Raw genomic sequence first — 26,337 nt, 5'->3', positions numbered from 1 at the left:
TAAAGCTGTGGAAAACCAAGGGAAAGCTGTGGAAAAGGAGGTCTAAGATTGGGGAGAAGTGAATAGGAATTGTGGAGACAGCATCAGCCTTTCTGAGGCCTGTGGAATAGTTATTTTCTTTTCCACAAGTTATCCACAGCAGGACCTAAGAAAAAATGGCTTAGTACCAACCGATCCCGGTCTTTTCCACAGATTCCACAGCCCCTATTACTACTACTACCTTTTAAATTTTTAAAAGACAGTAGAAAAGTCTTTTCTAACCAGAGAGGTATGAAGCAACGAGATAGATGTGCCCTCTCAAGGTGTTACATTGGCATCCAGAGTGAGAATCCTATCCAGTCTGAGCGCTATGAAGTTTGTCTGTGCCCAGAGCGAACTCAATACACAGTTGTCTCTCGTTAGCAAAGCGGTTCCGTCTCGTCCGAGCCGTCCTGTTTTGGGCAACGTGCTGATCAGCGCCGATAGTGGCACCCAGCGGGTATCTCTGGTTGGGTTTGACGAAGCGATGGGAATTCAAACCAGTTTTGAGGCTCAGGTTGAAGCCGATGGTACTTTAACCCTGCCCGCTAAGCTTCTAGGCGATATTGTCTCGCGCCTGCCGGGAGAAGACATCACAGTGGAGGAAGAGGCAGACGAGGCAGCGGTTACGCTCACCTCTTCTTCCGGCAAGTACCAGGTGCGGGGCCTGAGCGCAGAAGACTACCCTTCCCTGCCTAAAGTTGAAGATGGACAGGCGGCAGAAATCTCTGCCGAAGCGCTGCTAGAAGGTCTTCGAGGGGCTCTCTTTTCAACCAGCTCTGATGAGACTAAGCAGGTGCTCACGGGCGTTCATCTCACATCTGGGCCAGAGCTGCTGGAGTTTGCTGCTACCGATGGTCACCGGCTAGCCGTCGTTCAGGCTAAGGAAGAGGCCCCCGACAGCTCCGCTATGGCGATGAACATGAACGTAACGGTGCCCGCAAAGGCTCTCCGGGAGCTAGAGCGAATGCTGCAGGGCTACGGCAGCAACAACCCGGTTTCCCTCAAGTTTGACCAAACCCAAGTGCTGTTTGAGCTAGGCTTTCAACGCCTGACGACCCGATTGTTGGAAGGGCAATATCCCAACTATCGCCAGCTCATTCCCAAGCAGTTTATCCGTCAGATGACGCTCGATCGCCGCCAGTTTATTGCCTGTCTAGAGCGAATTGCGGTCTTGGCCGGACAGAAAAATGACATTGTTAAGCTGACTCTCGACAGCGCTCAACAAACTCTGGCTATCTCTGCAGAAGCTCAAGAAGTGGGCAGCGGGCGAGAGGTTATGCCTGCTCAAATCACAGGAGACGATCTGGAAATTGCTTTTAATGTTCGCTATCTGCTGGAGGGGCTTAAGACCTTCACCAGTAACGATGTGCAGTTTCAGTGCAACTCTGCTATCAGCCCCTCAGTGGTGATTCCGCTAGGTGAGCTTAAAATGACCTATCTGGTCATGCCTGTGCAGATTAAATCCTGATGGCTTCCTGATGGCTAGAAAGTTGCCTCTCTACAGCAACAGCTTTTCAGTTAAGCGACGCGCAGAGATTTAATGCCCCTGATGGTTTTTTGAATGAACTGAGGCCGCGAAGTGGGCAACAAGAACCACTCTATAGTCGGTGTAGCAAATAGGCTAGGCATAAAACCTGCGATCGCAAACCAACCCAAAAGAGCCAGCTTTCTGCCTGTGCTCAGACAGTCTTGCTGCCAAACCGCTCCAATGCCTTTGCGGGCGATTCCAGCGGAGGCATCTGAGGCGAAGGGGTGCTGCTCTGGATCGAGGCGAAGAGATGCCAGCCGATCAATCAGATGCATGTAATCCCGCAGTCCCAGATTCTCCTGGGTAGGATGACCCAGCGCTTTGGCCTGGTGCTGAATCCAGTAATAGCGATGAAGGTCGTGTTTCAAGGCCCAGCGCAGCCGTTTCACTAGCTTTTGAGGGTCTTCTGTAGATTGAGAATTAGACCAGGCGTTGCTGCTGTGCTGGCGGTAACACCCAAGCGGTTCTTCAATAGCCGCAACGCTTCCCCAAAATGGAACTGCCCCTACTAGGTAACCATCGGCAGCAATTCTAAAGTCAGTTTCTGGGATGGGCAAAACCTTGTCTAGTGCAGAACGGCTAAACGCATTGCCGCTAGTGACATTGCTGTGGTAGCGACCTCTTTTTAGAAGAATGGGCCAAACTGTACCCGTTGCTAGCTGAACGCCGGGTGAGGGGCAAAACCCGACTGCTTCCCCCTCTGTATTGACGACTGTAAGGCGGTAGTGAAGCTGGGCCGTCTCAGGCTGCCAGCGCGCCACAATGGTCTCTACAGCATTGGGTATCAAGTAATCGTCGGCATCCAAAAAGATTACGATCTCCCCAGCGCTGACGGAGAAACCGCTGTTCATTGCAGAGGCTTGTCCACCATTTGCCTTGAGAACGGGAATGATTTTTGCCCCGTAGCTTTCAATGATTTGGGGAGAGCCGTCTTGAGAGCCATCATCTACAACAATGACTTCGATGCGAGGATAGGTCTGATTTAAGCAGCTGTCTATCGCCTCAGCGAGGAAGGCTGCGTAGTTGTAGTTGTTGATGATTAGGCTGACCAAAGGCTGGGAGGGACCTACTAAATCGATAGCCTGTAATGACATCTTTTGAGTAGGGTTCATTTTGATACCAGGCTCTTGCAAGTTCTCTTCAGATATACAAGTTCCTTTAGGCATGGAAGCACCTCTGTCTGAAGGGGGATATATGGCTGAGCTTGGTAATCATCATGTAACAAAGGAGGGTAAGGGGTTAGTAGACGGCGATACGTTGCAGCCGAAGCTGAAAAGCGCCCGGAGTAAAGTGGGGATTGAGGGCTCCATCGTATTCAAACTTGCTCAGCATCAGCTGCAGCGAGCGGATTTGGCTTCGATCTAGTGGACGGGCCGTATCCACGGTTTTGGCCCGGAAGACGGGAATCAGCTGGCTAAACGGGATTTGGACCGTGATCCATTCATCGGCAACAGTATCGAAAGAATGGGTGTAGGCGATACTGTCCCAGGTGTCTTCGTCACGCACCAGAAATTTGTAGCGATTGCCGTCGCCCTTGAGATATAGCTGTAGGCCGGTGTGTTCTGTCAGGTCTAGGGGTGGATCGAAGTTGCGGGTACGAATCGAGGCAAAGCCGCCAGAGTTGGCAGTGGATACGTAGCCGCTAAATAGGGCGGCCTCTGCTTCCTGACGAATGCCGCTGGCGCTGACGCCGCCCATGACAACGTCGTCTAAAGCGCCCCAAAGCTGTGCAAGATCGGGGGTTGGCTGGCTAAAGTCAAACAAAACTCCGGCCTGAGGCTCGGGCGGCGCAGGGGACGAGGTCGATCCAAACATCTTGCGCAAGCAGCTAATGACAGGGATAGTGTCAAAAAAGTTGAGGGTTTGCAGGAATCGGCCTGCATCCCAGGTCGAACGAGGAGAAGAGGACATTTTTTAGCTAGGTAGTAACTTCCTCCCATTTTAGGGGGAGCATTTTAGAGCGACTGTCCTAAGCCAGCGGGCACCAGTAGACCATAGAGACTTACAGGCTATACACTCAACACCGGTTCAAAATCTTAATGGGAGCTTTATAGGAAACAGCCGTGGGAAAACTGTATTCAGAAATTACGCCTGAGCTGCGAGCCTGGGTAGAGCAGCAAAAGATCTTTTTTGTGGCAACTGCGCCCGCCTCAGCAGGCCACGTAAATTGCTCGCCCAAGGGGACAGACTCTCTGCGAGTGCTCGGTCCCCATGAGGTGGCTTACCTGGATTTAACAGGCAGTGGTGTGGAGACAATTGCCCATCTTCAGGAGAACGGGCGCATTGTGATTATGCTATGCGCTTTTGAAGGTGCCCCCAAGATTGTCCGATTTCATGGTTTGGGCCGGGTTTATTCCTTGGGAACGGCAAACTTTGACCGTTACCTTGAGCACTTTGAAGCGATTCCTGGGGCACGGGCCATTATTCACATTGAGGTCACGCGCATTAGCGATTCCTGCGGCAATGGGGTGCCTCTCTATAGCTTTGAAGGGGAGCGCCAGGTTATTGAGTCGTGGGCTGAGAAGAAGGGTGAGGCGGGATTGGAGCAATACCGGCAGCTGAAGAATAGCCGGAGTTTGGATCAGTTGCCGGGGCTGTAGTGGCAGGGGAGCGAGGGGGCAGGGAGTAGGGGGTGGATAGGTAAGGGGGTAGGAGGTTGGTAGGGAGGGTGGGGGAGATGGGGGGATAGACTTGGTTAGGTGATTTTGGCTGTGCTTGTTGTTTACTGGCTGGGAACGTTATGGAGTCGCTGCTGCACGTTGCGGTTGGAATTGGGCTCAGTACGGCTGCTGGGTTTCGGATCTTGGTGCCGTTTTTGGTGATGGGGGTGGCGTCTCATGCAGGCTACCTCAAGCTGGCTCCAGAGATGGCTTGGATGGGAAGTACGGCGGCGATTATTGGATTTGCGATCGCAACGCTCCTAGAAGTCCTGGTCTATTTCGTTCCCCTAGTCGCTAACGTGATGGATGCCGTTGAGCTGCCGCTAGCGACGATTGCGGGCACAATTTTGACGGCTGCAGTCACTTCAGATATCGATCCCTTTTTGCGCTGGAGTTTGGCCTTGGTGGCAGGGGGAACGGTGGCGGGTACGACTGAGGCGTTTATGGGTTTGACCCGACTGGCCTCAACGGTGGCAGCTGGGCCTATCGGTACTGTTGGGGTGTCTTTGGCTGAGCTGGTTAGCTCTACCCTGTTGTCGGTGCTGGCCATTTTGGTGCCGATTTTGGCTCTGGTAATTCTGGCGGTGCTGATCTACTTAATCTTTAGCCGCAGGCGTAAGCGTAAGCGCCGTCGCTGGGACGGTTGAGACTGCTTCTATCTTTTTGGTGATGTGGGTCTTGTCCAGCTTGCTTTAGCATCGGGAACGATGGCTCTGGGTTTAACCTAGATTCTGGAATGACCCCTGTTTATACATCAGAACCCCTGGCGGTATGAATCACCCCAATGGGTATCCCTCCCTTGAAAATTGGCCGCTCGTGTTAGCAGGCCCCCTGCTGCGCCGCACCGAACCGGATGCGGTGACGGTTTGGCTAGCGCTGAAAGCGGCTTGTCGGGTAACGCTGGCGGTTTTTGCAACTACAGAGCAGGGCGCGGAGCTGGGTGAGAAGCTGCTGCTGGGAGAGGGCTGCACCGTTGCCTGTGGTCAGCAGCTGCATGTGGTTGCGGTGACCGCTAGGCCAGTGGGCGCAGCCCTGCAAAGCGGTAAACTGTATGCCTACGATCTCCAGTTCCAGCCAATTCAGGCGAATTCACCTGCTGATCAGCCAATTTCGCTAGAACAGGCCACGACTTCTCCAGGTGACCAAACCCCTTCTATCAGCTACTTTGCTCACCAAAAGCCGACCTTTGCTCTACCGCCGCGACAGTTCAAAGACCTGCGGCTGGTCCACGCCTCCTGCCGCAAACCCCACGGCGACGGCTTCGATGCGCTGCCTATTCTAGATAGCCTGATCGAGGCCCATGCCCATCAGCCCCACCAGCGACCCCACCAGCTCTTTCTCACCGGCGACCAGATCTATGGAGATGATGTGGCTGAGCCGCTGCTGTGGGCGGCAACTCACCTGGGAGATGCCCTGCTGGGCTGGAAGGAAGACCTGCCGGTTAATTCGCCCTCGACTACTCGGCGCAAACAGTCGCAAACCCCACCGCACAAGCTGGTGCCGGGGCAGCGGGCTGCGATCGCAACCGATAAAGGCGGCTTTACAGCAGGCATGGATGGCAAGTCTGACAAGGTCAACAGCCATCTGTTGAGCTTGGGCGAGTTTTTTGCCACCTACCTGCTAGTGTGGTCTCCAATCTGCTGGCCTACCGCCTTTCCCCAGGGCGAAGTGATGATGGACAGCGCCAAAGCCAGCCGCAAGTGGAATCACGAGGTTGGCTTGCTGCGCCAGTTTGCCCACACGCTTTGGAAGGTTCGGCGGGCACTGGCTAACGTGCCGACCTATACCCTCTTCGACGATCACGATGTCAGCGACGACTGGAATCTCAACCAGTCTTGGTGCCTGCGGGTTCTAGGCCAGCCCTTGGGCCAGCGCACCGTGCAAAATGCCTTGACTGCCTGCGCCCTCTTTCAAAGCTGGGGCAATACTCCGTGGCAGTTTCAGGCAGACCAGACTGGCGCAAAGCTACTTCAAGCCGTCGAGGACTGGTCGGCCTCCCACGGCAGCGATGAGTTGGCCTATGGAGCCATTACCCAATACCTGGGCCTGCCGCCGACTGACCCCATCACCCATCTGCCTCAATTTGTCCAAGATGGCTCGATGTGGGTGCTGAAGCGCCATCCAAAGGCCCTGACCTGGTACTACACAGTGCAGAGTGAGTGCCATGAGGTAATTGCGCTCGATACCCGCACCTGGCGTGGCTTTCCGGTCGATGGAGACGTGCTTGCGCCCCCGATGATCCTCTCTCACCAGGCCTTGGAAGATCAGGTGGAAGGGCTGTTGCAACGCTCGAAAACTGACCCACAAAAGCCATCGCACCCTGCCCAGCCCCAACCTGCCGATCAGCGCATCACCCTGGTGATTTCGCCGACCAACCTATTTAGCCTCAAGGCGATTGACTGGGTGCAGGAATATCAGCTGAAGCGCGGCAAGGTCTTTTCTTCCGACGTGGGCGATGCCTGGAACATTCCTTCGGATGCACTGGCTGCCTTTCTGACCAGGCTGTTTGAGCAGCGACGGCAGTTGGTTGTGCTCTCAGGCGATATTCACTACAGCTTTGCCGTTCGCCTGTCATTCACCGAACAAAATGCCGGATCTGCCGACCCAGCTGTCATGATTCAGCTGACCTCCAGCCCCCTGAAAAACGAAGAAACCCTTACCCGCCTGATCCACACCCGCCTCAAGCAGTGGCTGCTGCCAGAGCGCACCCGCTACTGGTTGGGCTGGCATTATCCCCCCCACATGCAGGAGTGCTCTAAGCCACAGCTGCGTCAGCCCAGCCAGCGCAATAAACCAGACTGGGCCTGCGTGCTCGACTGGATACCGAGACAGCCTGCCCAAATTCCCACTTTTGGGTCAAACATTTCTTGGCTGCTCCACCCCGAGGAAAACGGGGAGCCTGGCTGGCTCAAGATTCTACCGTTCTGGGGTCGCCGCTGGTTCCAAGACGGGCGAGAGGTTGTGGGCCTGAACAACCTGTCTATGGTGCAGTTTGAGGCAGGGCATCCTCAAGAAGCCTGCAACGTGATTCAGAACGTTTACTGGTTTTCGACTAGAGCATCGGTGGAAATTGTGTGTAGCCGCTTTGCCAGTCCCTTGGCTCCGGTTGGAGACGAGGACGCGAGGAGGTAGGGGAGATGAGGAGGGCGGGGAGGTAAGAGAGCGGTAACACGAAGACAAGGGGCATAAGAATGCAGAGAATCTAAAGCCTGAACTTCCTGCATCTCCCCGTCCCCTTTACCCTTTACCTGGCACCTGGGTAATCGAAATATGCCCTGCCTGCTGCTGTACCTGCTCGATCCAGCGCCGAATGGCTGGGTAGCGGCTGAGGTCAAAGTTGCCTTCTGGGGCGACGTGGGTGTAGGCGAAGAGGGCGATGTCGGCTACGGTGTACCGCTCTGCGACTAAGAAGGGGTGATGGCCTAGGTGAACCTCCATGACGTCTAAGGCAGCGTAGCCCTGTTCTTGCTTGTAGGGCAGGGCAATCTTTTGGTAGTCGTTAAGGGATGGCAGGTGGTTGAGCCAGAAGCGGGGGGTAGCGATGTTGGGTTCGTGGCTGTATTGCTCAAAAAACATCCACTGCAGCACTTGCGATCGCGCCCACCGATCGCTCGGCAGGTAGTCGGTGCCTTCACTGAGGTACATCAAGATGGCGTTTGATTCGGCTAGGTACTGGTTGGGGGCCACTTCTAGCAGCGGAATTTTGCCGTTGGGGTTTTTGGTTAAATAGTCAGCGGTGCGGGTTTCACCTTCGACAATATCTAGCTCAACGTAGTCAAAGGGAATCTGGAGCTGGGTGAGCAGCAGCCGGACTTTGTAGCCATTGCCCGAGGGCAGGTAATCGTAGAGACGATACATAGTGCGAGAGAAATTCTACGGGTGAAGCTGCTTGGGTTTGAGAACAGAATCTAGCGTTAACTGCTGAAGCTGAAACTTCTAACAGTTGCCTCCAGTTTTAAAGCCACTCCGCAATCGGTATAGGGTAGGGACAGGGATGCGATCGCTAGCGCTCAATCCACATTTACCCAAATTTCTCTGCTACCCATCAAATTTTCCCAAAAATTCCCTATTCCCATCTACGCTTGACGCAATGGCCGACTCTGGCTAGTATGCAGATTAGCTACAAAACTTTTAAGTAATGTCCACCCAGCAGCTACTTCTCTCCACGCTGACCAGCCGCCTACTAGGGCTGGGGCTGCTGCTGCGCCTTGGGCGCAAATAATTTTTGAAATAAAGGCAGATTGCCCTGAATAGTCAAACGGTTTCCAGGCAGGACATCTAGATTCTGTTCTGCCTGTAGATGTTGAAACCGCTGCACTCTGGCTTTGAGGCTTGTAGACAGATTTTAAGTAGCCTCAAGTGCCCCCTAGGCGACTCTGTGGCGGGCGTGTTCACCTTACAGAGCCTGCCATCTCGCTCCTGCTTTCCTATAAGAATCGACTCTGGAGATTAGCAATGCTCTATCTTTCGCCCTTGGTTTGGAGACTGCGACTGTGGGTGGGGTGTCAGGTTTGGCTGCTGTGGCACCCTGGCAACCCCTTCGCACTCTTCGCCACGCCTATGTATCGAGATCGAAGTAAACCCCTTTCTGGACTTTTCAAATATGTTGACTAATCCTGCAGCCAAATACCGCGCCTTTGCGCCCGTTGACTTGGCTGATCGCACTTGGCCCAGTCGCAGCATTATGCAGCCTCCCGTCTGGTTGAGTACGGATCTGCGCGATGGCAACCAGGCTTTGATTGAGCCGATGTCGGTGGAGCGCAAACTGAGGATGTTTGAGTTGCTGGTGGCGATTGGCTTCAAGGAGATTGAGGTGGCTTTTCCGTCGGCGTCTCAGACGGATTTTGACTTTGTGCGGCAGCTGATTGAGCAGGACCGAGTGCCTGCAGATGTGTCTATTCAAGTGCTGACTCAGGCCCGCGAAGATTTGATTCGCCCCACCTTTGAGTCTTTGAGAGGAGCCAAGAAGGCAATTGTCCATGTTTACAACGCCACCTCGCCGGTCTTTCGCCGCACTGTGTTTAACCTGGATCGGCAGGGCACGATTGATTTGGCGGTGTCGGCAGCCCGGCTAATTGGCGATTTGGCGGCAGAGCAGCCAGAGACAGACTGGCGCTTTGAGTACTCGCCAGAAACCTTCACGGCGACGGAACTGGACTTTGCTAGAGATATTTGCAATGCGGTGCTGGACGTCTGGCAACCTACGCCCGATCGCACAGCCATCATTAACCTGCCTGCTACGGTAGAAGTTTCGACGCCGAATGGGTTTGCCGATCAGGTGGAGTGGATGCATCGACATTTGAGCTACCGCGACAGCGTGGTGCTGAGTGTGCATACCCATAACGATCGGGGATGTGCGATCGCAGCCGCCGAACTGGCGCAATTGGCTGGGGCTGACCGAGTTGAGGGCTGCCTGTTTGGCAATGGCGAGCGCACCGGCAATGTGGATTTGGTGACGCTGGCGTTGAACCTCTATACCCAGGGCATTCACCCCGGCCTAGATTTTGCCCAGATCAACGAAGTGGCCCGCACGGTGGAAGACTGCACCCAGCTGCCGATTCATCCCCGCCACCCCTACGTTGGCGATCTGGTCTTCACCGCCTTTTCGGGTTCTCACCAAGACGCGATTCGCAAGGGCTTTGCAGTGCAGCAGCCCGATGCACTGTGGGAGGTGCCCTACCTGCCCATCGATCCGGCGGATGTGGGCCGTTCCTATGAGTCGGTGGTGCGGGTCAACAGCCAGTCTGGCAAAGGTGGCATTACTTTCTTGCTAGAGCGTGACTACCACCTCAGCTTGCCCCGCCGTCTGCAGATTGAGTTTAGTCAGGTGGTGCAGCAGGCGATGGATGCCACCGGCAAGGAAATGACCTCTGCTGACCTGTGGCAGCTGTTTGAGCAGGAGTACTTGCAGGCGATCTATCCCTTTAAGTACGTGCTGCACCACTGGCGCGATGACGCCGATCAGCCCTCGATTATGGCCGCTGTTGAGCGCGAGGGGCAGCCGGTCACCATTGAAGGGGTTGGCAATGGCCCCATCGATGCCTTTGTCCACGCTTTGGGGCTGGGCATTCGGATTCACCACTATGAAGAGCGGGCGCTGAGCCAGGGCAGTGGGGCCGATGCGATCGCAATCATCGAGATCACCGCTGACTGGTTTAAGGGCACTGTCCACGGTGTGGGTATTCACAGCAGTATTGTGACGGCCTCTTTGCTGGCCCTGCTCAGCGCTACCAACCGGGGCTTGAGGGCGCTTGAGCCGAGGGTGCGCCAGCAACTCTTGGCCCGCTAGGGCCTTAATTAAAGGCGCTGCTCGCAGCGCCTTTAATCAGTCTTGTTGGTGAGAGAACTGGTAGGCTCCGACAAAGGCAAGTGCGATTGCAACCGCCAGCAAAATCGGAAAGGAATACCAGGGAAACTCTGACAGCGGTAAAAAAGCTGCCGCCCGCAGACCGACCGTGGTGTAAGTCAGCGGCAGCAGGTAAACAATCACCTTAAGCGCAGTCGGCAACGTCGCCGGATCAAAGAAGGTGCCGCCCAAGAAAGACATCGGCACGATCAAAAAGTTGTTAAACAGGCCTACGCTCTCCAACGACTTAACGTTGAGGCCCACAATCACGCCTAAGCCTGCAAACACGGCACAGTTCAAGACCAGCAGCAGTAAAAAAAGCGGATTCAAAAAACTCCAAACCTTGCCGGTAAACAGCACCGCCACCAAAATCACAGAAGCTGCCGTCATCATGCCGCGCACAATACCGGCCAGCATTTTGCCCAGGTGCAGCGCCAGTGGGTTGATAGGGTAGAGCAGCATTTCCTCAAAGTTCTTGGTGAAGAGCCGATCACCACAGATCGAAAATGTGGTGCCGCCAAAGCTAATCACCATAGATGACAGGGCCACCATGCCCGGCAAAATAAACTCCAGGTAAGTGTCTCCGGCGCTAGGAGTGCTTACTTGGTCAATGGCGCTGCCCAGGCCTAAGCCAAAGGCCAGAATGTAGATTAGCGGAGATACCAACCCTGAAGCGGCTACTTGGGGAATCCGTACTCGTAAGTCTAGCCAGTCTCCCCAAAATACCGTCAATGTGTCGCCCCAGAGGGTTTGGAGAGAGGACTTGGGCGCAGACCTGGCCACGCCAGAAAGAGTATCAGCCACAATCAGCAGGTGTAAATTTTCTTTAATTCTCAATCTACAGTAGAGCGATGCGCCCTGGGGATATACCCAAGGCGTATCTCAAAGGAGGGTGAGTTCTGCCGAGGTAGGCAATCATTAATGTCTGGATGGGGGGACAAACCCTGTCTAGCTTTAAGGGCAACACTAACCTGTGGCGGATAAGGCCCTGAACCAGCTTCCTTAATATTAAGGAGGATGTTGAAACCTAGGTCTAACATGTCTTCGATTGCCAGCCTGATTGCCAGTAAGAAGGAACCCCTGCGGATAGCGCTAGCGGTGAGCATGGTAGCGGCTGGGCTGTTGCACTTCGTCATTCCGGCCCAGTTCATCAAGATTGTGCCCGGGTTTTTGCCCTTTCCCGCTGCCCTGGTCTACGGCAGCGGGGTGATCGAAATTCTGCTGGGAATTGGGTTGCTCATTCCCCCAGTGCAGCGGCTGGCGGCAATCGGGCTGGTGGTGCTGTTTATTGCCGTCTATCCAGCCAATATCAATATGGCCGTCAACCAAATTCATATTACTGGGCTGCCCGACCAGAACTGGTTGTTTCACGCCTTGCGGCTGCCGTTTCAGTTTGTCTTGATTGCCTGGGCCTATTGGTATACTCGCCCTGATCGGTTCTCCCAAACCTCCACGGTGCCAGAGCAAGAAGCCTAAGCAGATCATCTTAAGAATCCTCGCGTCGGGCTCGGATGCTCCACTTCGGCAGGTATAGTAAAGAGCGTTTCTGAGAAACGTTTCTAGTCAGGAGGGTGCTGCCTTGGACAAGACCCCAGTGCGACTTTTAATTGCCGCCAGCGGCACCGGGGGCCACCTGTTCCCCGCGATCGCAACTGCCGAAGAGCTGAGCCACGACAACTACAAAATCGAATGGCTGGGGGTGCCCGACCGTTTGGAAACTGAGCTGGTGCCTCAAACCTACCCACTGCACACAGTTCGTATGGGCGGTTTTCAGAGCCGTTTGGGGCTAGGTACGCTAAAGGCCCTGGGCCAGTTTGTCCGATCAACGTTTCAGGTCCGGACGCTGCTGCAGCAGGGTGAGTTTCAGGGCGTGTTTACGACGGGGGGCTACATTGCGGCTCCGGCCATTATTGCAGCTCGCACCTTGGGCCTGCCCGCAGTCCTCCATGAATCAAATGCGCTGCCGGGTAAAGTGACCCGCTGGCTCAGCCCCTGGTGTACGGCAGTGGGCCTGGGTTTTGATGCGGCCTCGTCTTACCTGCCCAAGGCCAAGAGCTGGGTGGTGGGAACGCCGGTGCGATCGCAGTTCCTCCAGAGTGACCCACCCGACCTCAGCGATTTGGGCATTCCCGAAGCTGTACCCCTGATTGTGGTGGTTGGGGGCAGTCAAGGCGCGGTTGCGGTCAATAAGCTAGTGCGGCAGGCAGCTCCGGCGTGGCTAGAAGCTGGGGCTTGGATCTTCCACCAAACTGGCACCAATGACCCAGAGGCTGACAGTTTCAGCCACCCTCACTATATTCATCGCCCTTTTTATGACAATATGTCAGCCCTCATGAAACGGGCCGACCTAGCGGTGGGCAGGGCTGGAGCCGGTACCCTAACCGAGCTGGCTGTAACCCGCACTCCGGCAATTCTTATTCCCTATCCCTACGCAGCCGAAGATCATCAAAGCTTCAATGCGGCAGCCTTTGCGGCAGCGGGTGCAGCTCTGGTGATGCGCCAGGGACAGCTAACGCCTGAGCTATTGCAAGACAAGGTGCTGGGGCTGCTGGGAGATCCAGCCCGGCTTACTCAAATGGCTGACGCAACCGGTAGCCTGGCCATGCGAGATAGCGCCCGGCAGCTAGCCGATTTGGTGGAAAAAGCGATCGCAGGCTCCCTTTAGGCTGAAACTTCCTACAGCCTCAAATCCCTAAATGACTACCGCTGCTGCGCCGACTCTAGAGTCAGTTCAACTTCACCAGCCCAGAGCATTTCCAGCAGATCCATGCCCTGCTCTGTCAGCCAGCAGTCGTTCTCTGAGATCTGCACATCCTCCGGCGAGCCTCCGGCAGCCAAAATCAAATCTTCAAGCCAAAAGCTGCAGGGCTCAACGTCTTCTAGCCGCAGCAGCCACTCTAGTCGAGCTAGAGCCGATAGGGTCATCTCCTCAGTAAGTAGAGGGTAGAGCAAAAGGCCTGTGCGCTGCTCCACACCCACTAAAAGCTGGCGCAAATACCAGGCAGCTTCGGCATCGGGCAGTTCCTGTAGGCGGCAGTGCATCTGAGCTAGCAGGCGGTCGACAAAGGGCACGCCCAAATGCTGGTGCAGCATCGCGATCTCGGGGCTGGCATCGTAGGGGCAGGGCGCAAAGATATCGTCCCAGTCGACGTCTGGGTAGGCGTGCCGGAGCAGTTCGTGGCAGCGTTCACCAAGGCGAAAAGCCTCATTTTCCCCATCACAGGAAAAATCTTCTCCTGGAACTGCACCCGCCTGCACAAGCATCTGGAACAAATCGACCGCTGCGCTATGCATAAAGCGATACCGATAACTATTGTTGTAAATGAAATTTAACAATTAGCGGCTAACAGCGTATCTATCGCGGTAGTGATTTGATGTAGCCTGGGTCACATCCTGCGAAAATTCTCTCAAATCCCGATAAACCAAAGCGTTTGTGGCAAACTATTGGGCTTTTTCTCAATCATCTTTGGGTAGAAATTGAGTTTGTAGCTAAATCGCGCTTGGGATAATCCTGCAAACCCCAGTGGAGAACCGGAGTATACTAAAAGAAGTTGTATGGCAAAACTTTCCTAACCTGTGGAACTGTCCTGTAAGAGCGAATATGCTTTGCTGGCTTTACTGGAATTAAGCGTTCAGTATGCTGGCGGAGAGCCGATGCAGATCCGTCAAATTGCGGCTCAACAAAATATCCCAGATCGCTACCTGGAGCAGCTATTGGCGACTCTGCGGCGGGCGGGACTGGTGCGTAGCCAGCGGGGTGCGCGGGGTGGCTATCTGTTAGCCCGAGACCCTTGGAAAATCACGCTTTACGAAATTGTTAGCTGCATTGAAGGCTTTGACACTCAATCAGGTACTGAAAAGCAGCCGTCAACTCCAGAAGGACTGGTCATTAGCGAAGTTTGGCAGGAAGTGCGGCAGGCGGCTGAAACTGTTCTGCAAAAATGCACGCTGCAAGATTTGTTAGAGCGGCGAAACGCCCGGCAGCAACTTGACATCATGTATTACATCTAGGGCAAGGACATGCGCATTGCAGAGAATGTGACCCAGTTGATTGGCCGCACCCCGCTGGTGCAGTTAAACCGCATTCCCCAATCTGAGGGCTGTGTGGCCCGCCTAGTCGTGAAGCTAGAGGGCATGAACCCCTCGGCTTCCGTCAAAGATCGAATTGGCATCAGCATGATTGAGGCTGCAGAGTCGGCAGGGCTGATCAAGCCGGGTAAGACGACTCTGGTTGAGCCTACTTCTGGCAACACTGGCATTGCATTGGCCATGGCAGCAGCAGCTAAAGGCTATCGGCTAATTCTGACTATGCCCGAGACGATGAGCGCCGAGCGGCGGGCTATGCTGCGAGCCTATGGCGCAGAGCTAGTGCTGACACCGGGCATTGAAGGTATGGGGGGCTGCATACAGCGGGCCCAGGCCATTGTGGAGGCGTTGCCCGATGCCTATATGCTGCAGCAGTTTCGCAATCCAGCCAACCCCGAAGTGCACCGTCGCACCACCGCCGAAGAAATTTGGGTCGATACCGATGGACAGGCCGATATCTTAGTTGCTGGGGTGGGCACAGGCGGTACCATTACCGGCGTGTCGGATGTGCTGAAAAAGCGCAAGCCCAGCTTCCAGACCATTGCCGTAGAACCAGCCAACAGCCCAGTACTCTCAGGCGGACGCCCGGGCCCCCACAAAATTCAGGGTATCGGCGCTGGCTTTGTGCCCGAAGTGCTAAACCAGGCATTGATTGATGAAGTCGTGCGGGTGAATGATGAAGATGCGATCGCATATGGTCGCCGCCTTGCTCGAGAAGAAGGCCTCCTCTCCGGCATCTCCAGCGGAGCTGCCATTTGCGCTGCCGTCGAAGTCGGTCGTCGCCCTGAAAATGACGGCAAGCTGATCGTCATCATTCAGCCCAGCTTCGGCGAACGCTACCTCAGCACGCCCCTGTTTCAAGATCCTGAGCTGGTGGCTCCGGTGGCATTGAGTTAAGGCAGTGGGGGAGACGCGGGGAGGGGAGACGCGGAGATGTGGAGGAGCAGGGGAAATAAAGAAGCAGCCGACCCCAACTCCCTTACCCTCCCCATCCCCACTCTGTACCTCTCTGCATCCCCGCGTCTTCCCACAATTCCTCCCCAGCCACCCCTTCACCCATCCACCCCCCTCACCCCTTCCACCCTCAGCCTTCTGCCCTCTAAAATGGGCCTATGGCAAACGAGACTCACTACCAAATTCTTGAAATTGCGGAGACGGCGTCTCAGGCTGATATTAAAAAAGCCTATCGTCGTCTAGCCAAGCAATTTCACCCCGACAGTCAGACTGAGGCGTCTGACCATAACCGCATTGCCCGGTTGAATGAAGCTTACGAGGTTCTAGGAGATCCGGAGCACAGAACCCGCTACGACCAGCAGCGCCACGGCTACTACCCCGAAAAGAGTGCTGCTGAAACTGCGGCTGAGCGCACTCAGCGGGCGGCTGATATGCAGGCCCACTACCGCCGCCAGCGGGAAGCAACTCAAGCCACTGAAGAACAGCTTGAGCAGTGGCTGAGAAAGGTCTATGGCCCCGTCGATCGGCTGGTGGGCAAAATTCTCTCGCCGCTTAAGGGGGAAATTCGCGCCCTCTCTGCCGATCCCTTTGATGACGAGCTGATGGAGGGCTTTCAGTCTTACCTGGAGCAGTGTCGCGCTTGGCTAGAGCAGGCCCAGGACAAGTTCCGGTCTATGCCCAATCCATCCACGGCAGCAGGGGTTGCCGCCAACCTCTACCACTGCCTGAACCAGCTTGAAGACGGCATTGAAGAAATGGAGCGATTTACCTTTAGTTACGAAGAGAGCTATCTGCACACTGGGCATGAGCTGTTTCGCATTTCCACTCAGCTACGCCGCGAAGCCAGGGCGGCGATCAAGGAAGTGGCGTGAGAAAGGCAGCGGGAAGAAGGCAGGCACTGTAAGCTGGCGTCAAGCGCAGCGCGACCCAACAATCCAAACAGCAAACGCAGCATTGTAGGTTAGTGTCGAGCGCAGCGCGGCCCAACAATTCAAAGGCTTTAAAACGGCGACAAAATTGCCTCAATGCTTGGAAATGCAGGGAAAGTCGCCTGATCATCAGCTCAGGTCTGGTGATCGCCTCGCTACAATAGATAAATTACAGAATTTCAACCTGCCTGAATCATGCCGCTTCCCGTTGTTGCCGTTATCGGTCGTCCCAATGTGGGCAAATCTACCCTGGTCAATCGATTGGCTGGCGGGAAAGACGCAATTGTTTTTGACCAGCCAGGGGTAACGCGCGATCGCACCTACCAACCTGCCTTTTGGCAAGACCGAGAGTTTTTAGTGGTCGATACCGGCGGACTGGTGTTTGACGACGACACTGAGTTTCTGCCCTATATCCGCGAGCAGGCGCTGGCAGCGCTGGCAGAGTCTAGCGTGGCAGTGCTAGTAGTCGACGGTCAGGATGGACCCAATCAGTCGGATCAAGAAATCGCTAGCTGGCTGCGGCAGCAAACTGTGCCGGTCGTGCTGGCGGTGAACAAGTGCGAATCGCTAGAACAGGGCATCATTCAGGCTGCTCAGTTCTGGGAATTGGGGTTGGGTGAGCCCTATCCGGTTTCGGGCATTCACGGCAGCGGCACGGGAGAACTGCTCGATGCGCTGGTTGAGTTTCTGCCGACCACGGTTCCTGAAACCGAAACGAATGAAATCAAGGTGGCTATTGTTGGCCGCCCTAATGTGGGTAAATCTAGCCTGCTCAACGCCTTTGTAGGTGAGACTCGGGCCATTGTCAGCCCCATCTCAGGCACCACCCGCGATGCCATTGACATGCAGGTGCAGCGGGGCGATCAGCTCTATCGCCTAATCGATACAGCGGGTATTCGTAAGAAGAAGAGCGTAGACTACGGCCCTGAGTTTTTCAGCATTAACCGCTCCTTCAAAGCGATTCGACGCTCGGATGTGGTGCTGCTGGTCATTGATGCAATTGATGGGGTGACCGAGCAAGACCAGAAGCTGGCCGGTCGCATTGAGGAAGAAGGCCGGGCCTGTGTGGTCGTAGTGAACAAGTGGGATGCCGTCGAAAAAGACTCCTACACGATCTATGACTTTGACCGCCAAATCGAAGCCCGACTGCATTTCACGGGATGGGCCAAGCGGATCTACGCAAGTGCCCTGACTGGGCAGCGGGTACCCAAGATTCTTGAGTTGGTGGATGAGGCGGTTGAGCAGCATCGCCGCCGAGTGACGACCTCGGTTGTCAACGAGGTGTTGAAAGATGCCGCTGGCTGGCACACCCCACCCACAACACGCCAGGGTCGGCAGGGCCGAATTTATTACGGTACTCAGGTAACTACGCAGCCACCCTCTTTTACGCTGTTTGTAAATGATCCCAAGCTGTTTAAAGACAATTACCGCAAATATATTGAGCGGCAGTTCCGAGATAATTTGGGCTTTGAAGGCACACCTATCCGCATTTTTTGGCGAGGCAAGGCCATGCGTGAGCTAGACCGGGAAAGCGCCAACCGCGCCACCAAGGTTTAGCCGCTGGAGCCGACTGACGCCCTATGGATCTATTGCGATCGCTGCCCCTCGGCCTGTATTTAGAACAACCTGTAACCTGGCTACATCGGCTCGATCCCCGAGTCAAGATGGCTTGGCTGATGAGCATTTTGGTCACACCGATTCTAGCTAGCCCCGAGTGGCGATTTTTTTTGGTGCTGCTGCTGCTGGTGCTGACGCTCTCGGCTCGAGTGCCGCTGCGGGTGTGGCGACAGCAGATGGGGTGGCTGCTGCTCCTGAGCGGCCTGGTGCTGCTGCTGACGATGGTAATGCCCGATGGTCTGGTTGTGGCCCAGCAGCCCCGCCTGCCGTCCCCTGCTGAGATTAGCCAGCTGACAGAACCGTTTGAAACGCTGCCGCCGCTGCCCCAGCCAACGGGCTATCAGTACGTGATTTACGACCGCTGGCCGATCACCATTACCCAGCGATCGCTGGAGCTGGGAATTCGAATCAGTACGCTGCTGTTTACCCTGATCTACGGCACCAACCTGTTTCTGCTGACAACCGCTCCCGAAGAGATCACGGCGGCTCTAGAAGACGTCATGGCTCCGCTGCGCTGGTTTAAGCTGCCGGTGACCGAAATTGCCCTGACCGTGACGCTGGCCCTGCGCTTTATTCCCCTAGTGTTGGAAGAGGTGCAGAACCTGGTGCGATCAGTGCAGACCCGCGCTATCAACTGGAAAAAGCTGGGCTTTCGCGGCTCGGCTCAGGTCTGGCTACAGGTAGTAGAGCGGCTGCTGGAAAACCTGCTGATGCGGGCCGAGCAGATTGCGGCGGCAATGGCCGTGCGCGGCTTTACTAGCCCCGACGAGCACAAGGTCGAATGGCATCGCTTTGTGCTGCGCGCCTGGGATTGGTTTGCTCTGGGGCTGCTGGCTGTGTTTTGGTGGGCTCGCCTGGTGTGGGGAGGCGAGGCGTGACGCTGCAGCCCTGGCAGGTGCGATCGCAACCCCTCGATCACCGAACCGGCTCCGATATTTTCATCACCCTCTTTGGTCATCACCTAAGTCAACCAGCCACCACAGCTACTCTGGTGGCGCTGTTAGAGAGCCCCTATCCCTTAACAGAAACAGCTCAGCACTCTGCCCAAAATGCCCGCTACTCCATCTGCGCGGGTCCGCCCCGTACCTCTGCTGGGCAACCAGCGGTTTGGACGCCGGATATCGGCAATATTCTGCCGACTTTAGCTAATTTGCTAAGAACAGGAGCTGCGGCTTCCCCGATCGGTTTAGCAGATGAAGAGACCGCAGTATTGCCTTTTGTCGGGGGCTGGCTGGGCTGGTTAGGCTACGATCTGGCCTGGGAAATTGAGCGGCTGCCCTACCTCAAGCCCGATCCTTTGCCATTTCCCGTAGCACTTTGGTACGAGCCTGCCAGCTTTGCCGTACTCGATCACCAAGAACAGCGCCTCTGGTTGGCGGCCTCGACGGCAGCAGATCTAGAAACGCTAGAGCAGCAATTGCAAACGGTGCCTCTGCCTCTCCCCAATCTGCCAAAACCTAATCGGGCAGCGTCTCTGCATTTGCAGATGACCCAGATGGACTATGAGGCGGCAATTCTTCAGGCCAAGAAACATATCCAGGCTGGAGACATTTTTCAGGCCAATCTGTCTCTGCGGTTTGACTCGACCACCACAGCCGATAGCTGGAGCCTCTACCGACGACTGCAGCAGATCAATCCCTCCCCCTTTGCCTGCTACTGGCACACGCCCTGGGGCAGCCTGATCAGCTGTTCGCCGGAAAGGCTAGTGCAGGTGCAGGGCCGCCAAGTACAGACCCGCCCCATCGCCGGAACTCGGCCCCGAGGTCAGACACCTCAAGCTGACCAGACACTCGCTCAAACCCTGCTCACCAACCGAAAAGAGCAGGCTGAGCACATCATGCTGGTAGACCTGGAGCGCAATGATTTAGGCCGCGTTTGCGACTGGGGCAGTGTGCAGGTCGATGAGCTACTCACCCTGGAGTACTACAGTCACGTGATTCACCTAGTGAGCAACGTAATAGGTACTCTGAAATCTGACCAAGATGCAGTTGATGTCATCCGAGCCTTGTTTCCAGGGGGAACCATTACAGGCTGCCCTAAAGTTCGCTGTATGGAGATCATTGAAGCGCTAGAACCGGTGCGTCGCAGTCTTTTCTACGGTTCCTGCGGCTATCTCGACCAGCGCGGCTACCTAGATCTCAATATCTTGATCCGAACTTTGCTAGTGGGCAATGCTGCTTCCGAGCTTTCAGGGGCAGATTCAGAGGCAGCTAGCGTCAGGCCAGTGTGGGGACAGGTTGGAGCGGGCATTGTGGCTGACAGCGAACCTGAGCGGGAATGGTTGGAAGCGCTGCAGAAAGCAAAAGCGCAGATCGCGGCTCTCGGATTAACGCCGCCTTAAGCAGACGCAATAGCACTGATGCAGATCTATTGCAGATTCATAGGGTGCAGATCTGCGTATTGACGTCTCAACTGCTCAAGTGTTTCCCAAAGTGACGAAGTAAACCTAAAATACAGGGCTATACACTTGTCTGAAGGTATCTTCAGGTAAGCACAAGTTTTTAAAATACACTTTTGATATTTCCCTTGCCCCTCAATGCAGATGGACACACTCCTAACCTGAATGAGCACAGAAAATTACCTCAATCATCCTACATTCGGCCTGCTCTTCAGAATCTGTATGGTTGATGACAAACAGGAACTTTTTGCCACTCTTTACGCTCAACGGCTGTTTTTTTTGGTGACGATAGCTACCCCAGAAGGTTTTTTGTTTGAGCCTATAGGGCGAGGAGATGCCCGTATGCTGCTGGAAAACCGAATGCGGATGCTGCGGCGGGCCGGCCAGCATTCCGAGTACGATCGGCTGCAGAAGACCTACAAGCAAACCTTTCAATGACCGCTGTCTGCAACCCCGACGCAATTATTCAACGGATTACTCAGATACAGGCAACGCTGCCTCCAACTGTCAAGCTGGTTGCGGTGACTAAGAATCTGCCCGTAGAAGCCCTACGGGCGGCCTACGCGGCGGGCATTCGCGACTTTGGCGAGAGCCGAGTGCAAGAAGCGATCGCAAAACAGGCCGATTTAGCCGACTTAAAAGATATTACCTGGCACATGATTGGCCGTTTGCAGGCTAACAAAGCCCGCAAGGCCCTAGAGCACTTTCAGTGGATTCATTCAGTTGACAGCCTTAAGCTAGCTGAAAGGCTCAATCAGATCTCTGGAGAACTGGGCTGTCAGGCTCGCTGCTGTCTCCAGGTCAAGATGGTGCCCGACCCACCCAAATCAGGATTTGAGCTAGAAGAACTTTGGGCAGCGCTGCCTGTGCTCGCTCAGCTCACTCACCTCAAGCTAGTGGGGCTGATGACCATTCCACCTCAGGGAACAAACCCTGAGGTCGCCCGCGCCATTTTTCGGCAGGCTAAGGAGTTGGCCGAGCAGATCACCCAATTGCAGAGCCACCCCCTTCAGATCGAAACGCTTTCGATGGGAATGTCGGGAGATTATCAGGCTGCGATCGCATCGGGAGCCACGATGGTTAGACTAGGAACCATTTTGTTTGGCCCTAGGCCTGATTAGCGACCTCTATAGAGTTATTCAAATAGTCAGCAAGCTCTTTTTCTAGAGGCGAGCACAGCTATGTATCAGGCCGCACTGACAGGTTTTGATCAATATTTCTAAAAAATACTTAACTAATTATGAATGCGATATGATCTCAGGTGATTTCGTGTATACTGTGGACTCAAATATTCCATCCAGCGGAGTATTTCAGAACCCAGTTCTCAACCGAGAATCTATAACAACTTTGTTTAACCGGCCCAATTTATCGGCCTAGGCCCAATCAATTCCAATTATCGTGTTGGTTTTGAGGAATAAGGCGCTATCATGGCTTCGAATAATCGGATGTTCGGGGGTTAGCCCCCTAGCCCCTGATTCAGGGAAAGCCCTACTAACCGCTTGATAGTCATAGGGGAGTGTAATTGTTGTGAGTAATCTATTCTCTAAGCTACGGGACTTCGTCGGGCTGAATGACCCGGCTGACTACGAATATGAATACGAAGAGATGGATGGTGAGGAATACCAGAGCCTCTATCAGGAAGAAAATGCTCAGCCTGTTGTCCAACCTCAAGAAGAACCCCGGGTTCGCCGCCGCCTTCGCGATCGCATGATGACCACCGATGCTGGAATGACCACTATGGGTAGCAACGTAATTGGAATGCCTGGTGCCATGAATGGAACCTCTGAAGTTGTGGTGATGGAGCCTCGCTCCTTCGAAGAAATGCCCCAAGCGATTCAGGCGCTGCGAGAGCGCAAGTCGGTGGTGCTCAACCTGACCATCATGGACCCCGATCAGGCCCAGCGAGCGGTTGATTTTGTCGCTGGCGGCACCTACGCCATCGACGGACACCAAGAGCGCATTGGCGAGAGCATCTTCCTATTTACGCCCAACTGTGTCCAGGTCAGCACCCCCAGCGACTTTGAAGAGGAGCTGCCGATGGGCCAGCCCCAAGGTATGTCAATGGGCGGCCAAATGCCTCCGGCTCCCGCTTGGACTGAGCAAACTATCCGCATGGCTTAACTGGCTGCATCAGCCGATCCAAAAGACGGCTGGCTGTCCAAACCCTGTGACTATCATCTGGCTAAGCCTCTGGGACAGCACCAAAGGCTTAGACAGATTTTTGTTGAAATCATAAGTAGCTGTGCTGCAGTAGCATTCAATTGGTTGAACCCTAGGTTGAGAAAAGCAATTGCCTGAAGCGATACTGGGTGTGATTGGTGGCGGGGTAATGGGAGAAGCGCTCATATCCCGCTTACTAGATCAGGGCATTTTTTCCCCGGAGACTATCGCTGTCAGTGATCCTCAGCCGGATCGACGCGCCTATTTGACCGATACTTACAGAGTCATGACTACGGCTGACAACGCTGCAGTCGTGGCAAAATCGACGGTGCTTTTGCTGGCAGTCAAGCCTCAGATCATTGATAAAGTTGCCCCTGAACTGATTCAGGCAGCAGCTGAGTCACCCCGACTGGTGCTCTCCATTCTGGCAGGGGTGACGCTGACCCGACTGCAAAGCTATTTTGCCCAATGGCCGCTGGTGCGAGCTATGCCCAACACCCCTGCAACCGTGGGTGCAGGCATTACGGCCATTGCGGCTGGAATTCATACGGGTGCCGAAGAGTTAGATCTGGCCCGGCGCATCTTTCAGAGCATAGGCGATGTGGTTGAGGTGCCAGAGTCTTTGATGGATGCCGTGACCGGGCTATCGGGATCGGGGCCGGGCTACGTGGCGATTATGATTGAAGCGTTGGCCGATGGCGGCGTTGCTGCCGGGCTGCCCCGAACAACGGCGATGCAGCTAGCGCTGCAAACGGTGCGAGGCACGGCAGAACTGCTGCTGCAATCGGGCCTACACCCGGCTCAGCTAAAAGATCGAGTGACTAGCCCTGGAGGAACTACCATTGCCGGCATTGCTCACCTAGAAGCGGCAGGTCTGCGATCTGCCCTAATTGAAGCGGTGTGTTCTGCCTGCGATCGCTCACGGGAACTGGGAGGCTAGTGCGGCGTTAAACCCCCTATGAAGCTTAAATTATGGATCTTAGACATCTGCTGATTCAGCTTGTGATTGCGATTGTATGCGCTGGGGTGGCAGGTATTTTGATCCCCCGGAAAATGCCGGGGGGCGCGGTTGGGCTGCTGATAATTGGCTTGGCGGGTGCCTTTTTGGGTCAATGGACGGCTGACTACCTGCAGCAGCAGTATGGCTTTACCAATCCGGCGCTGGAGTGGAACGTTGAAGAGGTGGCAATTTTGCCGTCCATTGTGGGTTCTGCGATTGTGCTGTATCTGGTTACGGCTTTTTTGAGCTGGGGTCGCTACGGCAACCGTTAATTTGATTCAGAAGATTCGGAGGGGCGGCTGCCGAGGCGAGGCTCTGTGCCTGCCAGCAGCCGCTCAATGTTGCTACGGTGACGCAAAATCACGTATAGCCCGCCTGCGATCGCAATCCCGACATAAGCCACAGGCTGCTGCATCGCGATCATGAGCAGAATGGTTGCGATCGCAGCCAGGATTGATCCCAAAGACACAATGCGAAAGACGCCAACCACGGCGGCAAACACTGCCAACGCGCCCAGCCCCACCGGCCAAGACATGGCTAGCAAAATTCCCAGCCCCGAGGCAGCTGACTTGCCGCCTGTAAAATTCAACCAGATCGAGCGGCTGTGTCCCAGCAGCGCTGCTAGAGCCGCCACCGCCTCAATCCAGGGCTGCCAATCAGGGCTAGCAGCAGTAGAGCTGAGCAGGAGAGGATAGGCCAGCTTCACCAGCAATATAGCCAAGGCTCCTTTCACCAGGTCTACCAGCAGCACAGCCGCCGCAGCCGGTTTGCCTACAGTTCGCAACACATTTGTCGCGCCTGTACCGCCCGAGCCATACTCACGAATATCAATCCCTTTAACCCATTTGGCGATCAGGTACCCAGTGGGGATCGATCCCAGCAAATAAGCAGCAAGGATAAGCCCTGCGATCGCAACTCCAGTCCCAGCCATGTGCCCTCCCCCTTCTGCCTTAATAAAAGTCATACTCCTGCACCGGATTCAGCGGATCAGGCGCGAAGGCCAGCCACAGCGGAAACTGCAGCAGCGATAGGCTGACTGTGTTCTCTGACTCGTCAATAATAATCAGCGGCAGGCCGTCTTCTGAAACAATCCGATCAGCTCGTTGGGCCAGGGGTTCGGGCGCATCGAACAGCATAATGCCTCGGTTGACGCCAAACTCTGCCCGCGAAACGCCTAGACAGTCTTGCAGGCCTCGTCGCCACTCTCCTAGCCGCTCGGGTGAGTTTGACAGCACCAGGGTTTGCAGTCGGTCATTATGCAGGGCATGCAGAATAGAGATTCCGGCAGAGGCCACCAGCACGTTTTGTAGGCGGCTGCCCATGCTTTTAACGGCTCCTCTGCCCCCCTGGCTAAAGAACCAGTTGGCTACCCGATCGGCATGGATAGGTTCAAAGGTGCGGCGCAGTTGCCAGACAGGGCCGTAGTAGTCAGGCCGCATTCGGTACTGGTCTAGCAGGCTGCGAACCCGCTCTGTCTGATCTTGAAAACGCTGGCTACCAAAGCCCACCTGAGAATTCTCTGATCGCTCAGCAGATCGCCCAGTGGATCGCTCGGCGGGTCGCCGTCTATTCTCCCGAGGCTCCCCTCGAATTACTTCAGACTGAGGCGGAGCTTGAGGCTGAGGGGGTGAAAGCTCCAACTTTTCGGCAGTGGCAGCCAGATCTTGCAGGCTGCCCACGAGGTAGTCTTTAAAGCCCTGCACTCGCACCGCCAAATCTTGAGAGACTCCAGCGAAGCTGGTGCGCATTTCTTCCTGAATGCGATCGCGTCGTCGCTCCAGCTTTTCTATCTCTAGCTGCAGCGTGCGCTGGCGCTGTTCAAGTTCCGACGTGGCCTGCTGCATTATCCGGCCAAAGTCGGTCTGCATTTGCTGCGCCTGGTCCTTTAGGAGCCGGTTGTAGGCCGACTGTAAGTCCGCGATACTGCGCTTTAGGTCGCTCTCTTGGCGCTGCAAATCGGCAATGCGATCGGCACTGACAGCGTCTGAGGCAGCCTCAGTCGGCGATGCGGAAGGGGACAGGTCATCTGAATACATGAACTCGGAACCGTACTCGGGTGATGTCAGCGTATCAAATCCCAGGCCAATACGCTGGTTTAGGAAGTTTGAACAGGGCGGGGACAGTGCTGCTCCAGACAAGTTCGTAGCTGGCTAGGGCTAAAAATAATGGGCAAAAAGTGAATGCTGTTGACTTCTTTGAAATAGAACAGAATCGGCACGGGCGACCAGAAGATCTCCCAGTTCAGCCAGTCCTGGTAGGGAAAGTGGCGAATACACTGCTCTCCCCGGTAGATATCCAAAGCAGTTGAGGTAAATCGCAGCCGCAGCGTAACGGCCTGAAACAGCAGCAGCAGCCCCAGTAAAGCCACTGCACCACCGGCCCAGAGCTGCAGCCAAAACAGCGGTATCGACAGCACTACCAGCCCCAGCGGCAGACGGTAGCTGGGAGCCAGTTCGATCAGCTCAGAAGGGGCAGTCGCAGATTGGGTAGAGTCCACTTATCAACTCAGTGACAACAGATCAGACACAAAAGATCAGATACAGCAAATTGGGCACAACAAAACCAGTTGCAGCCAACTCAGGTGCAGCAAACCCAAGCACAGCAGGCAGGCTATCCCAAGCTGCTGCCTTTCATTCTA

The 26,337-nt window shown here is 55.1% G+C and carries 26 protein-coding genes; 18 read left to right on the top strand and 8 right to left on the bottom strand.

Features of this window, described 5'->3' with window-relative positions:
- The first annotated feature begins 349 nt into the window (after positions 1–349).
- Positions 350–1,489, top strand: coding sequence for a DNA polymerase III subunit beta (gene dnaN / locus H6G13_RS16580; RefSeq protein WP_190484704.1), 1,140 nt, complete (start codon positions 350–352; stop codon positions 1,487–1,489).
- A 50-nt stretch (positions 1,490–1,539) separates the two neighbouring features.
- Here dnaN and H6G13_RS16575 read toward each other — a convergent pair whose 3' ends face one another.
- Together H6G13_RS16575 and H6G13_RS16570 are read right to left on the bottom strand one after the other, a co-directional pair.
- Positions 1,540–2,661, bottom strand: coding sequence for a glycosyltransferase (locus H6G13_RS16575; RefSeq protein WP_190484702.1), 1,122 nt, complete (start codon positions 2,659–2,661; stop codon positions 1,540–1,542).
- A gap of 127 nt (positions 2,662–2,788) precedes the next feature.
- A complete protein-coding gene (locus H6G13_RS16570; RefSeq protein ID WP_190484700.1) occupies positions 2,789–3,460 on the bottom strand; it encodes a CIA30 family protein in 672 nt (223 codons plus the stop codon).
- A gap of 152 nt (positions 3,461–3,612) precedes the next feature.
- On the opposite strand from H6G13_RS16570, the gene H6G13_RS16565 reads away from it, so the two are divergent.
- The 3 genes from H6G13_RS16565 (at position 3,613) to H6G13_RS16555 (ending at position 7,341) form a co-directional block, all read left to right on the top strand.
- Positions 3,613–4,149, top strand: a complete 537-nt coding sequence (locus H6G13_RS16565; RefSeq protein ID WP_190484697.1) for a pyridoxamine 5'-phosphate oxidase family protein — start codon at positions 3,613–3,615, stop codon at positions 4,147–4,149.
- 140 nt (positions 4,150–4,289) lie between these two features.
- A complete protein-coding gene (locus H6G13_RS16560; RefSeq protein ID WP_190484695.1) occupies positions 4,290–4,856 on the top strand; it encodes a DUF4126 domain-containing protein in 567 nt (188 codons plus the stop codon).
- A gap of 124 nt (positions 4,857–4,980) precedes the next feature.
- Positions 4,981–7,341, top strand: coding sequence for a PhoD-like phosphatase (locus tag H6G13_RS16555; protein WP_190484693.1), 2,361 nt, complete (start codon positions 4,981–4,983; stop codon positions 7,339–7,341).
- 105 nt (positions 7,342–7,446) lie between these two features.
- Here the strand turns inward: H6G13_RS16555 and H6G13_RS16550 are convergent, their stop codons facing one another.
- Positions 7,447–8,067, bottom strand: coding sequence for a glutathione S-transferase family protein (locus tag H6G13_RS16550; RefSeq protein WP_190484691.1), 621 nt, complete (start codon positions 8,065–8,067; stop codon positions 7,447–7,449).
- Between the two features lie 745 nt (positions 8,068–8,812).
- Here H6G13_RS16550 and leuA point away from each other — a divergent pair.
- Positions 8,813–10,498, top strand: a complete 1,686-nt coding sequence (gene leuA / locus H6G13_RS16545) for a 2-isopropylmalate synthase (protein WP_190484689.1) — start codon at positions 8,813–8,815, stop codon at positions 10,496–10,498.
- A 36-nt stretch (positions 10,499–10,534) separates the two neighbouring features.
- Here leuA and H6G13_RS16540 read toward each other — a convergent pair whose 3' ends face one another.
- Positions 10,535–11,362, bottom strand: a complete 828-nt coding sequence (locus H6G13_RS16540) for an ABC transporter permease (RefSeq protein WP_190484928.1) — start codon at positions 11,360–11,362, stop codon at positions 10,535–10,537.
- A gap of 231 nt (positions 11,363–11,593) precedes the next feature.
- Here H6G13_RS16540 and H6G13_RS16535 point away from each other — a divergent pair, with 231 nt between their 5' ends.
- Together H6G13_RS16535 and murG are read left to right on the top strand one after the other, a co-directional pair.
- Positions 11,594–12,031, top strand: a complete 438-nt coding sequence (locus H6G13_RS16535; protein WP_190484688.1) for a DoxX family membrane protein — start codon at positions 11,594–11,596, stop codon at positions 12,029–12,031.
- A gap of 103 nt (positions 12,032–12,134) precedes the next feature.
- A complete protein-coding gene (gene murG / locus H6G13_RS16530; protein ID WP_190484686.1) occupies positions 12,135–13,220 on the top strand; it encodes an undecaprenyldiphospho-muramoylpentapeptide beta-N-acetylglucosaminyltransferase in 1,086 nt (361 codons plus the stop codon).
- 35 nt (positions 13,221–13,255) lie between these two features.
- On the opposite strand, the gene H6G13_RS16525 is transcribed toward murG, so the two are convergent.
- The gene (locus H6G13_RS16525) at positions 13,256–13,849 is read right to left on the bottom strand and encodes a hypothetical protein (RefSeq protein ID WP_190484685.1); all 594 of its coding nucleotides are present in this window, start codon (positions 13,847–13,849) and stop codon (positions 13,256–13,258) included.
- Between the two features lie 282 nt (positions 13,850–14,131).
- Between H6G13_RS16525 and H6G13_RS16520 the strand changes: the two genes are divergently transcribed.
- From H6G13_RS16520 to H6G13_RS16470, 11 genes are all read left to right on the top strand, one after another.
- A complete protein-coding gene (locus H6G13_RS16520; RefSeq protein ID WP_190484683.1) occupies positions 14,132–14,566 on the top strand; it encodes an Rrf2 family transcriptional regulator in 435 nt (144 codons plus the stop codon).
- A gap of 9 nt (positions 14,567–14,575) precedes the next feature.
- Entirely contained in the window at positions 14,576–15,538 is a 963-nt protein-coding gene (cysK, locus tag H6G13_RS16515; RefSeq protein ID WP_190484681.1) for a cysteine synthase A, read from the top strand.
- A gap of 215 nt (positions 15,539–15,753) precedes the next feature.
- Positions 15,754–16,467 carry a DnaJ domain-containing protein gene (locus tag H6G13_RS16510; RefSeq protein WP_190484680.1) on the top strand — a complete coding sequence of 238 codons (714 nt, stop codon included), beginning with the start codon at positions 15,754–15,756 and terminating at the stop codon, positions 16,465–16,467.
- 252 nt (positions 16,468–16,719) lie between these two features.
- Positions 16,720–18,081, top strand: coding sequence for a ribosome biogenesis GTPase Der (gene der / locus H6G13_RS16505; protein WP_190484678.1), 1,362 nt, complete (start codon positions 16,720–16,722; stop codon positions 18,079–18,081).
- Positions 18,082–18,104: 23 nt separating this feature from the next.
- A complete protein-coding gene (locus tag H6G13_RS16500) occupies positions 18,105–19,019 on the top strand; it encodes an energy-coupling factor transporter transmembrane protein EcfT (RefSeq protein ID WP_190484676.1) in 915 nt (304 codons plus the stop codon).
- Positions 18,923–20,482 (top strand): anthranilate synthase component I, encoded by a 1,560-nt coding sequence (locus tag H6G13_RS16495; protein WP_190484674.1) that lies wholly within the window; start codon positions 18,923–18,925, stop codon positions 20,480–20,482. The genes H6G13_RS16500 and H6G13_RS16495 overlap by 97 nt, the downstream gene beginning before the upstream one ends.
- A 222-nt stretch (positions 20,483–20,704) precedes the next feature.
- Positions 20,705–20,977 (top strand): transcriptional coactivator PipX, encoded by a 273-nt coding sequence (gene pipX, locus H6G13_RS16490; RefSeq protein ID WP_190484671.1) that lies wholly within the window; start codon positions 20,705–20,707, stop codon positions 20,975–20,977.
- Positions 20,974–21,660, top strand: a complete 687-nt coding sequence (locus tag H6G13_RS16485) for a YggS family pyridoxal phosphate-dependent enzyme (RefSeq protein WP_190484670.1) — start codon at positions 20,974–20,976, stop codon at positions 21,658–21,660. Before pipX ends, H6G13_RS16485 begins: the two co-directional genes overlap by 4 nt.
- A 406-nt stretch (positions 21,661–22,066) precedes the next feature.
- The gene (locus H6G13_RS16480) at positions 22,067–22,660 is read left to right on the top strand and encodes a cell division protein SepF (protein WP_190484668.1); all 594 of its coding nucleotides are present in this window, start codon (positions 22,067–22,069) and stop codon (positions 22,658–22,660) included.
- A 169-nt stretch (positions 22,661–22,829) separates the two neighbouring features.
- Positions 22,830–23,639, top strand: coding sequence for a pyrroline-5-carboxylate reductase (proC, locus tag H6G13_RS16475; RefSeq protein WP_199305951.1), 810 nt, complete (start codon positions 22,830–22,832; stop codon positions 23,637–23,639).
- A gap of 32 nt (positions 23,640–23,671) precedes the next feature.
- A complete protein-coding gene (locus tag H6G13_RS16470; RefSeq protein ID WP_199305950.1) occupies positions 23,672–23,971 on the top strand; it encodes a GlsB/YeaQ/YmgE family stress response membrane protein in 300 nt (99 codons plus the stop codon).
- On the opposite strand, the gene plsY is transcribed toward H6G13_RS16470, so the two are convergent.
- Genes plsY through H6G13_RS16455 form a run of 3 tightly spaced genes read right to left on the bottom strand, consistent with a single transcriptional unit; the run spans position 23,968 to position 26,196 of the window.
- Positions 23,968–24,663, bottom strand: a complete 696-nt coding sequence (gene plsY, locus H6G13_RS16465; RefSeq protein ID WP_242028366.1) for a glycerol-3-phosphate 1-O-acyltransferase PlsY — start codon at positions 24,661–24,663, stop codon at positions 23,968–23,970. The genes H6G13_RS16470 and plsY overlap by 4 nt on opposite strands.
- Positions 24,650–25,735 (bottom strand): DUF3086 domain-containing protein, encoded by a 1,086-nt coding sequence (locus tag H6G13_RS16460; RefSeq protein ID WP_190484666.1) that lies wholly within the window; start codon positions 25,733–25,735, stop codon positions 24,650–24,652. Before H6G13_RS16460 ends, plsY begins: the two co-directional genes overlap by 14 nt.
- A gap of 59 nt (positions 25,736–25,794) precedes the next feature.
- Positions 25,795–26,196: a DUF3119 family protein gene (locus H6G13_RS16455; protein WP_190484664.1), complete on the bottom strand. Its 402-nt coding sequence runs from the start codon at positions 26,194–26,196 to the stop codon at positions 25,795–25,797.
- Between the last annotated feature and the right edge of the window lie 141 nt (positions 26,197–26,337).

It is taken from the genome of Pseudanabaena sp. FACHB-2040 (assembly GCF_014696715.1).
In the GTDB taxonomy this organism is placed as follows: Bacteria; Cyanobacteriota; Cyanobacteriia; order Phormidesmidales; family Phormidesmidaceae; genus JACVSF01.
Note: the sequence above shows the minus strand (reverse complement) of the source record. Positions and strands in the feature narration are given on the sequence as shown.

Bases quoted from the DNA above. Each gene is read 5' to 3' on its own strand.
- H6G13_RS16525 (WP_190484685.1), bottom strand. From the start codon at position 13,849: ATGCATAGCGCAGCGGTCGATTTGTTCCAGATGCTTGTGCAGGCGGGT.
- cysK (WP_190484681.1), top strand. From the start codon at position 14,576: ATGCGCATTGCAGAGAATGTGACCCAGTTGATTGGCCGCACCCCGCTG.
- H6G13_RS16550 (WP_190484691.1), bottom strand. From the start codon at position 8,067: ATGTATCGTCTCTACGATTACCTGCCCTCGGGCAATGGCTACAAAGTC.
- H6G13_RS16470 (WP_199305950.1), top strand. From the start codon at position 23,672: ATGGATCTTAGACATCTGCTGATTCAGCTTGTGATTGCGATTGTATGC.
- H6G13_RS16485 (WP_190484670.1), top strand. From the start codon at position 20,974: ATGACCGCTGTCTGCAACCCCGACGCAATTATTCAACGGATTACTCAG.
- H6G13_RS16535 (WP_190484688.1), top strand. From the start codon at position 11,594: ATGTCTTCGATTGCCAGCCTGATTGCCAGTAAGAAGGAACCCCTGCGG.
- leuA (WP_190484689.1), top strand. From the start codon at position 8,813: ATGTTGACTAATCCTGCAGCCAAATACCGCGCCTTTGCGCCCGTTGAC.
- der (WP_190484678.1), top strand. From the start codon at position 16,720: ATGCCGCTTCCCGTTGTTGCCGTTATCGGTCGTCCCAATGTGGGCAAA.
- H6G13_RS16575 (WP_190484702.1), bottom strand. From the start codon at position 2,661: ATGAACCCTACTCAAAAGATGTCATTACAGGCTATCGATTTAGTAGGT.
- H6G13_RS16460 (WP_190484666.1), bottom strand. From the start codon at position 25,735: ATGTATTCAGATGACCTGTCCCCTTCCGCATCGCCGACTGAGGCTGCC.
- H6G13_RS16495 (WP_190484674.1), top strand. From the start codon at position 18,923: ATGGCATCGCTTTGTGCTGCGCGCCTGGGATTGGTTTGCTCTGGGGCT.
- dnaN (WP_190484704.1), top strand. From the start codon at position 350: ATGAAGTTTGTCTGTGCCCAGAGCGAACTCAATACACAGTTGTCTCTC.
- plsY (WP_242028366.1), bottom strand. From the start codon at position 24,663: ATGACTTTTATTAAGGCAGAAGGGGGAGGGCACATGGCTGGGACTGGA.
- H6G13_RS16560 (WP_190484695.1), top strand. From the start codon at position 4,290: ATGGAGTCGCTGCTGCACGTTGCGGTTGGAATTGGGCTCAGTACGGCT.
- H6G13_RS16510 (WP_190484680.1), top strand. From the start codon at position 15,754: ATGGCAAACGAGACTCACTACCAAATTCTTGAAATTGCGGAGACGGCG.
- H6G13_RS16570 (WP_190484700.1), bottom strand. From the start codon at position 3,460: ATGTCCTCTTCTCCTCGTTCGACCTGGGATGCAGGCCGATTCCTGCAA.
- H6G13_RS16555 (WP_190484693.1), top strand. From the start codon at position 4,981: ATGAATCACCCCAATGGGTATCCCTCCCTTGAAAATTGGCCGCTCGTG.
- pipX (WP_190484671.1), top strand. From the start codon at position 20,705: ATGAGCACAGAAAATTACCTCAATCATCCTACATTCGGCCTGCTCTTC.
- H6G13_RS16500 (WP_190484676.1), top strand. From the start codon at position 18,105: ATGGATCTATTGCGATCGCTGCCCCTCGGCCTGTATTTAGAACAACCT.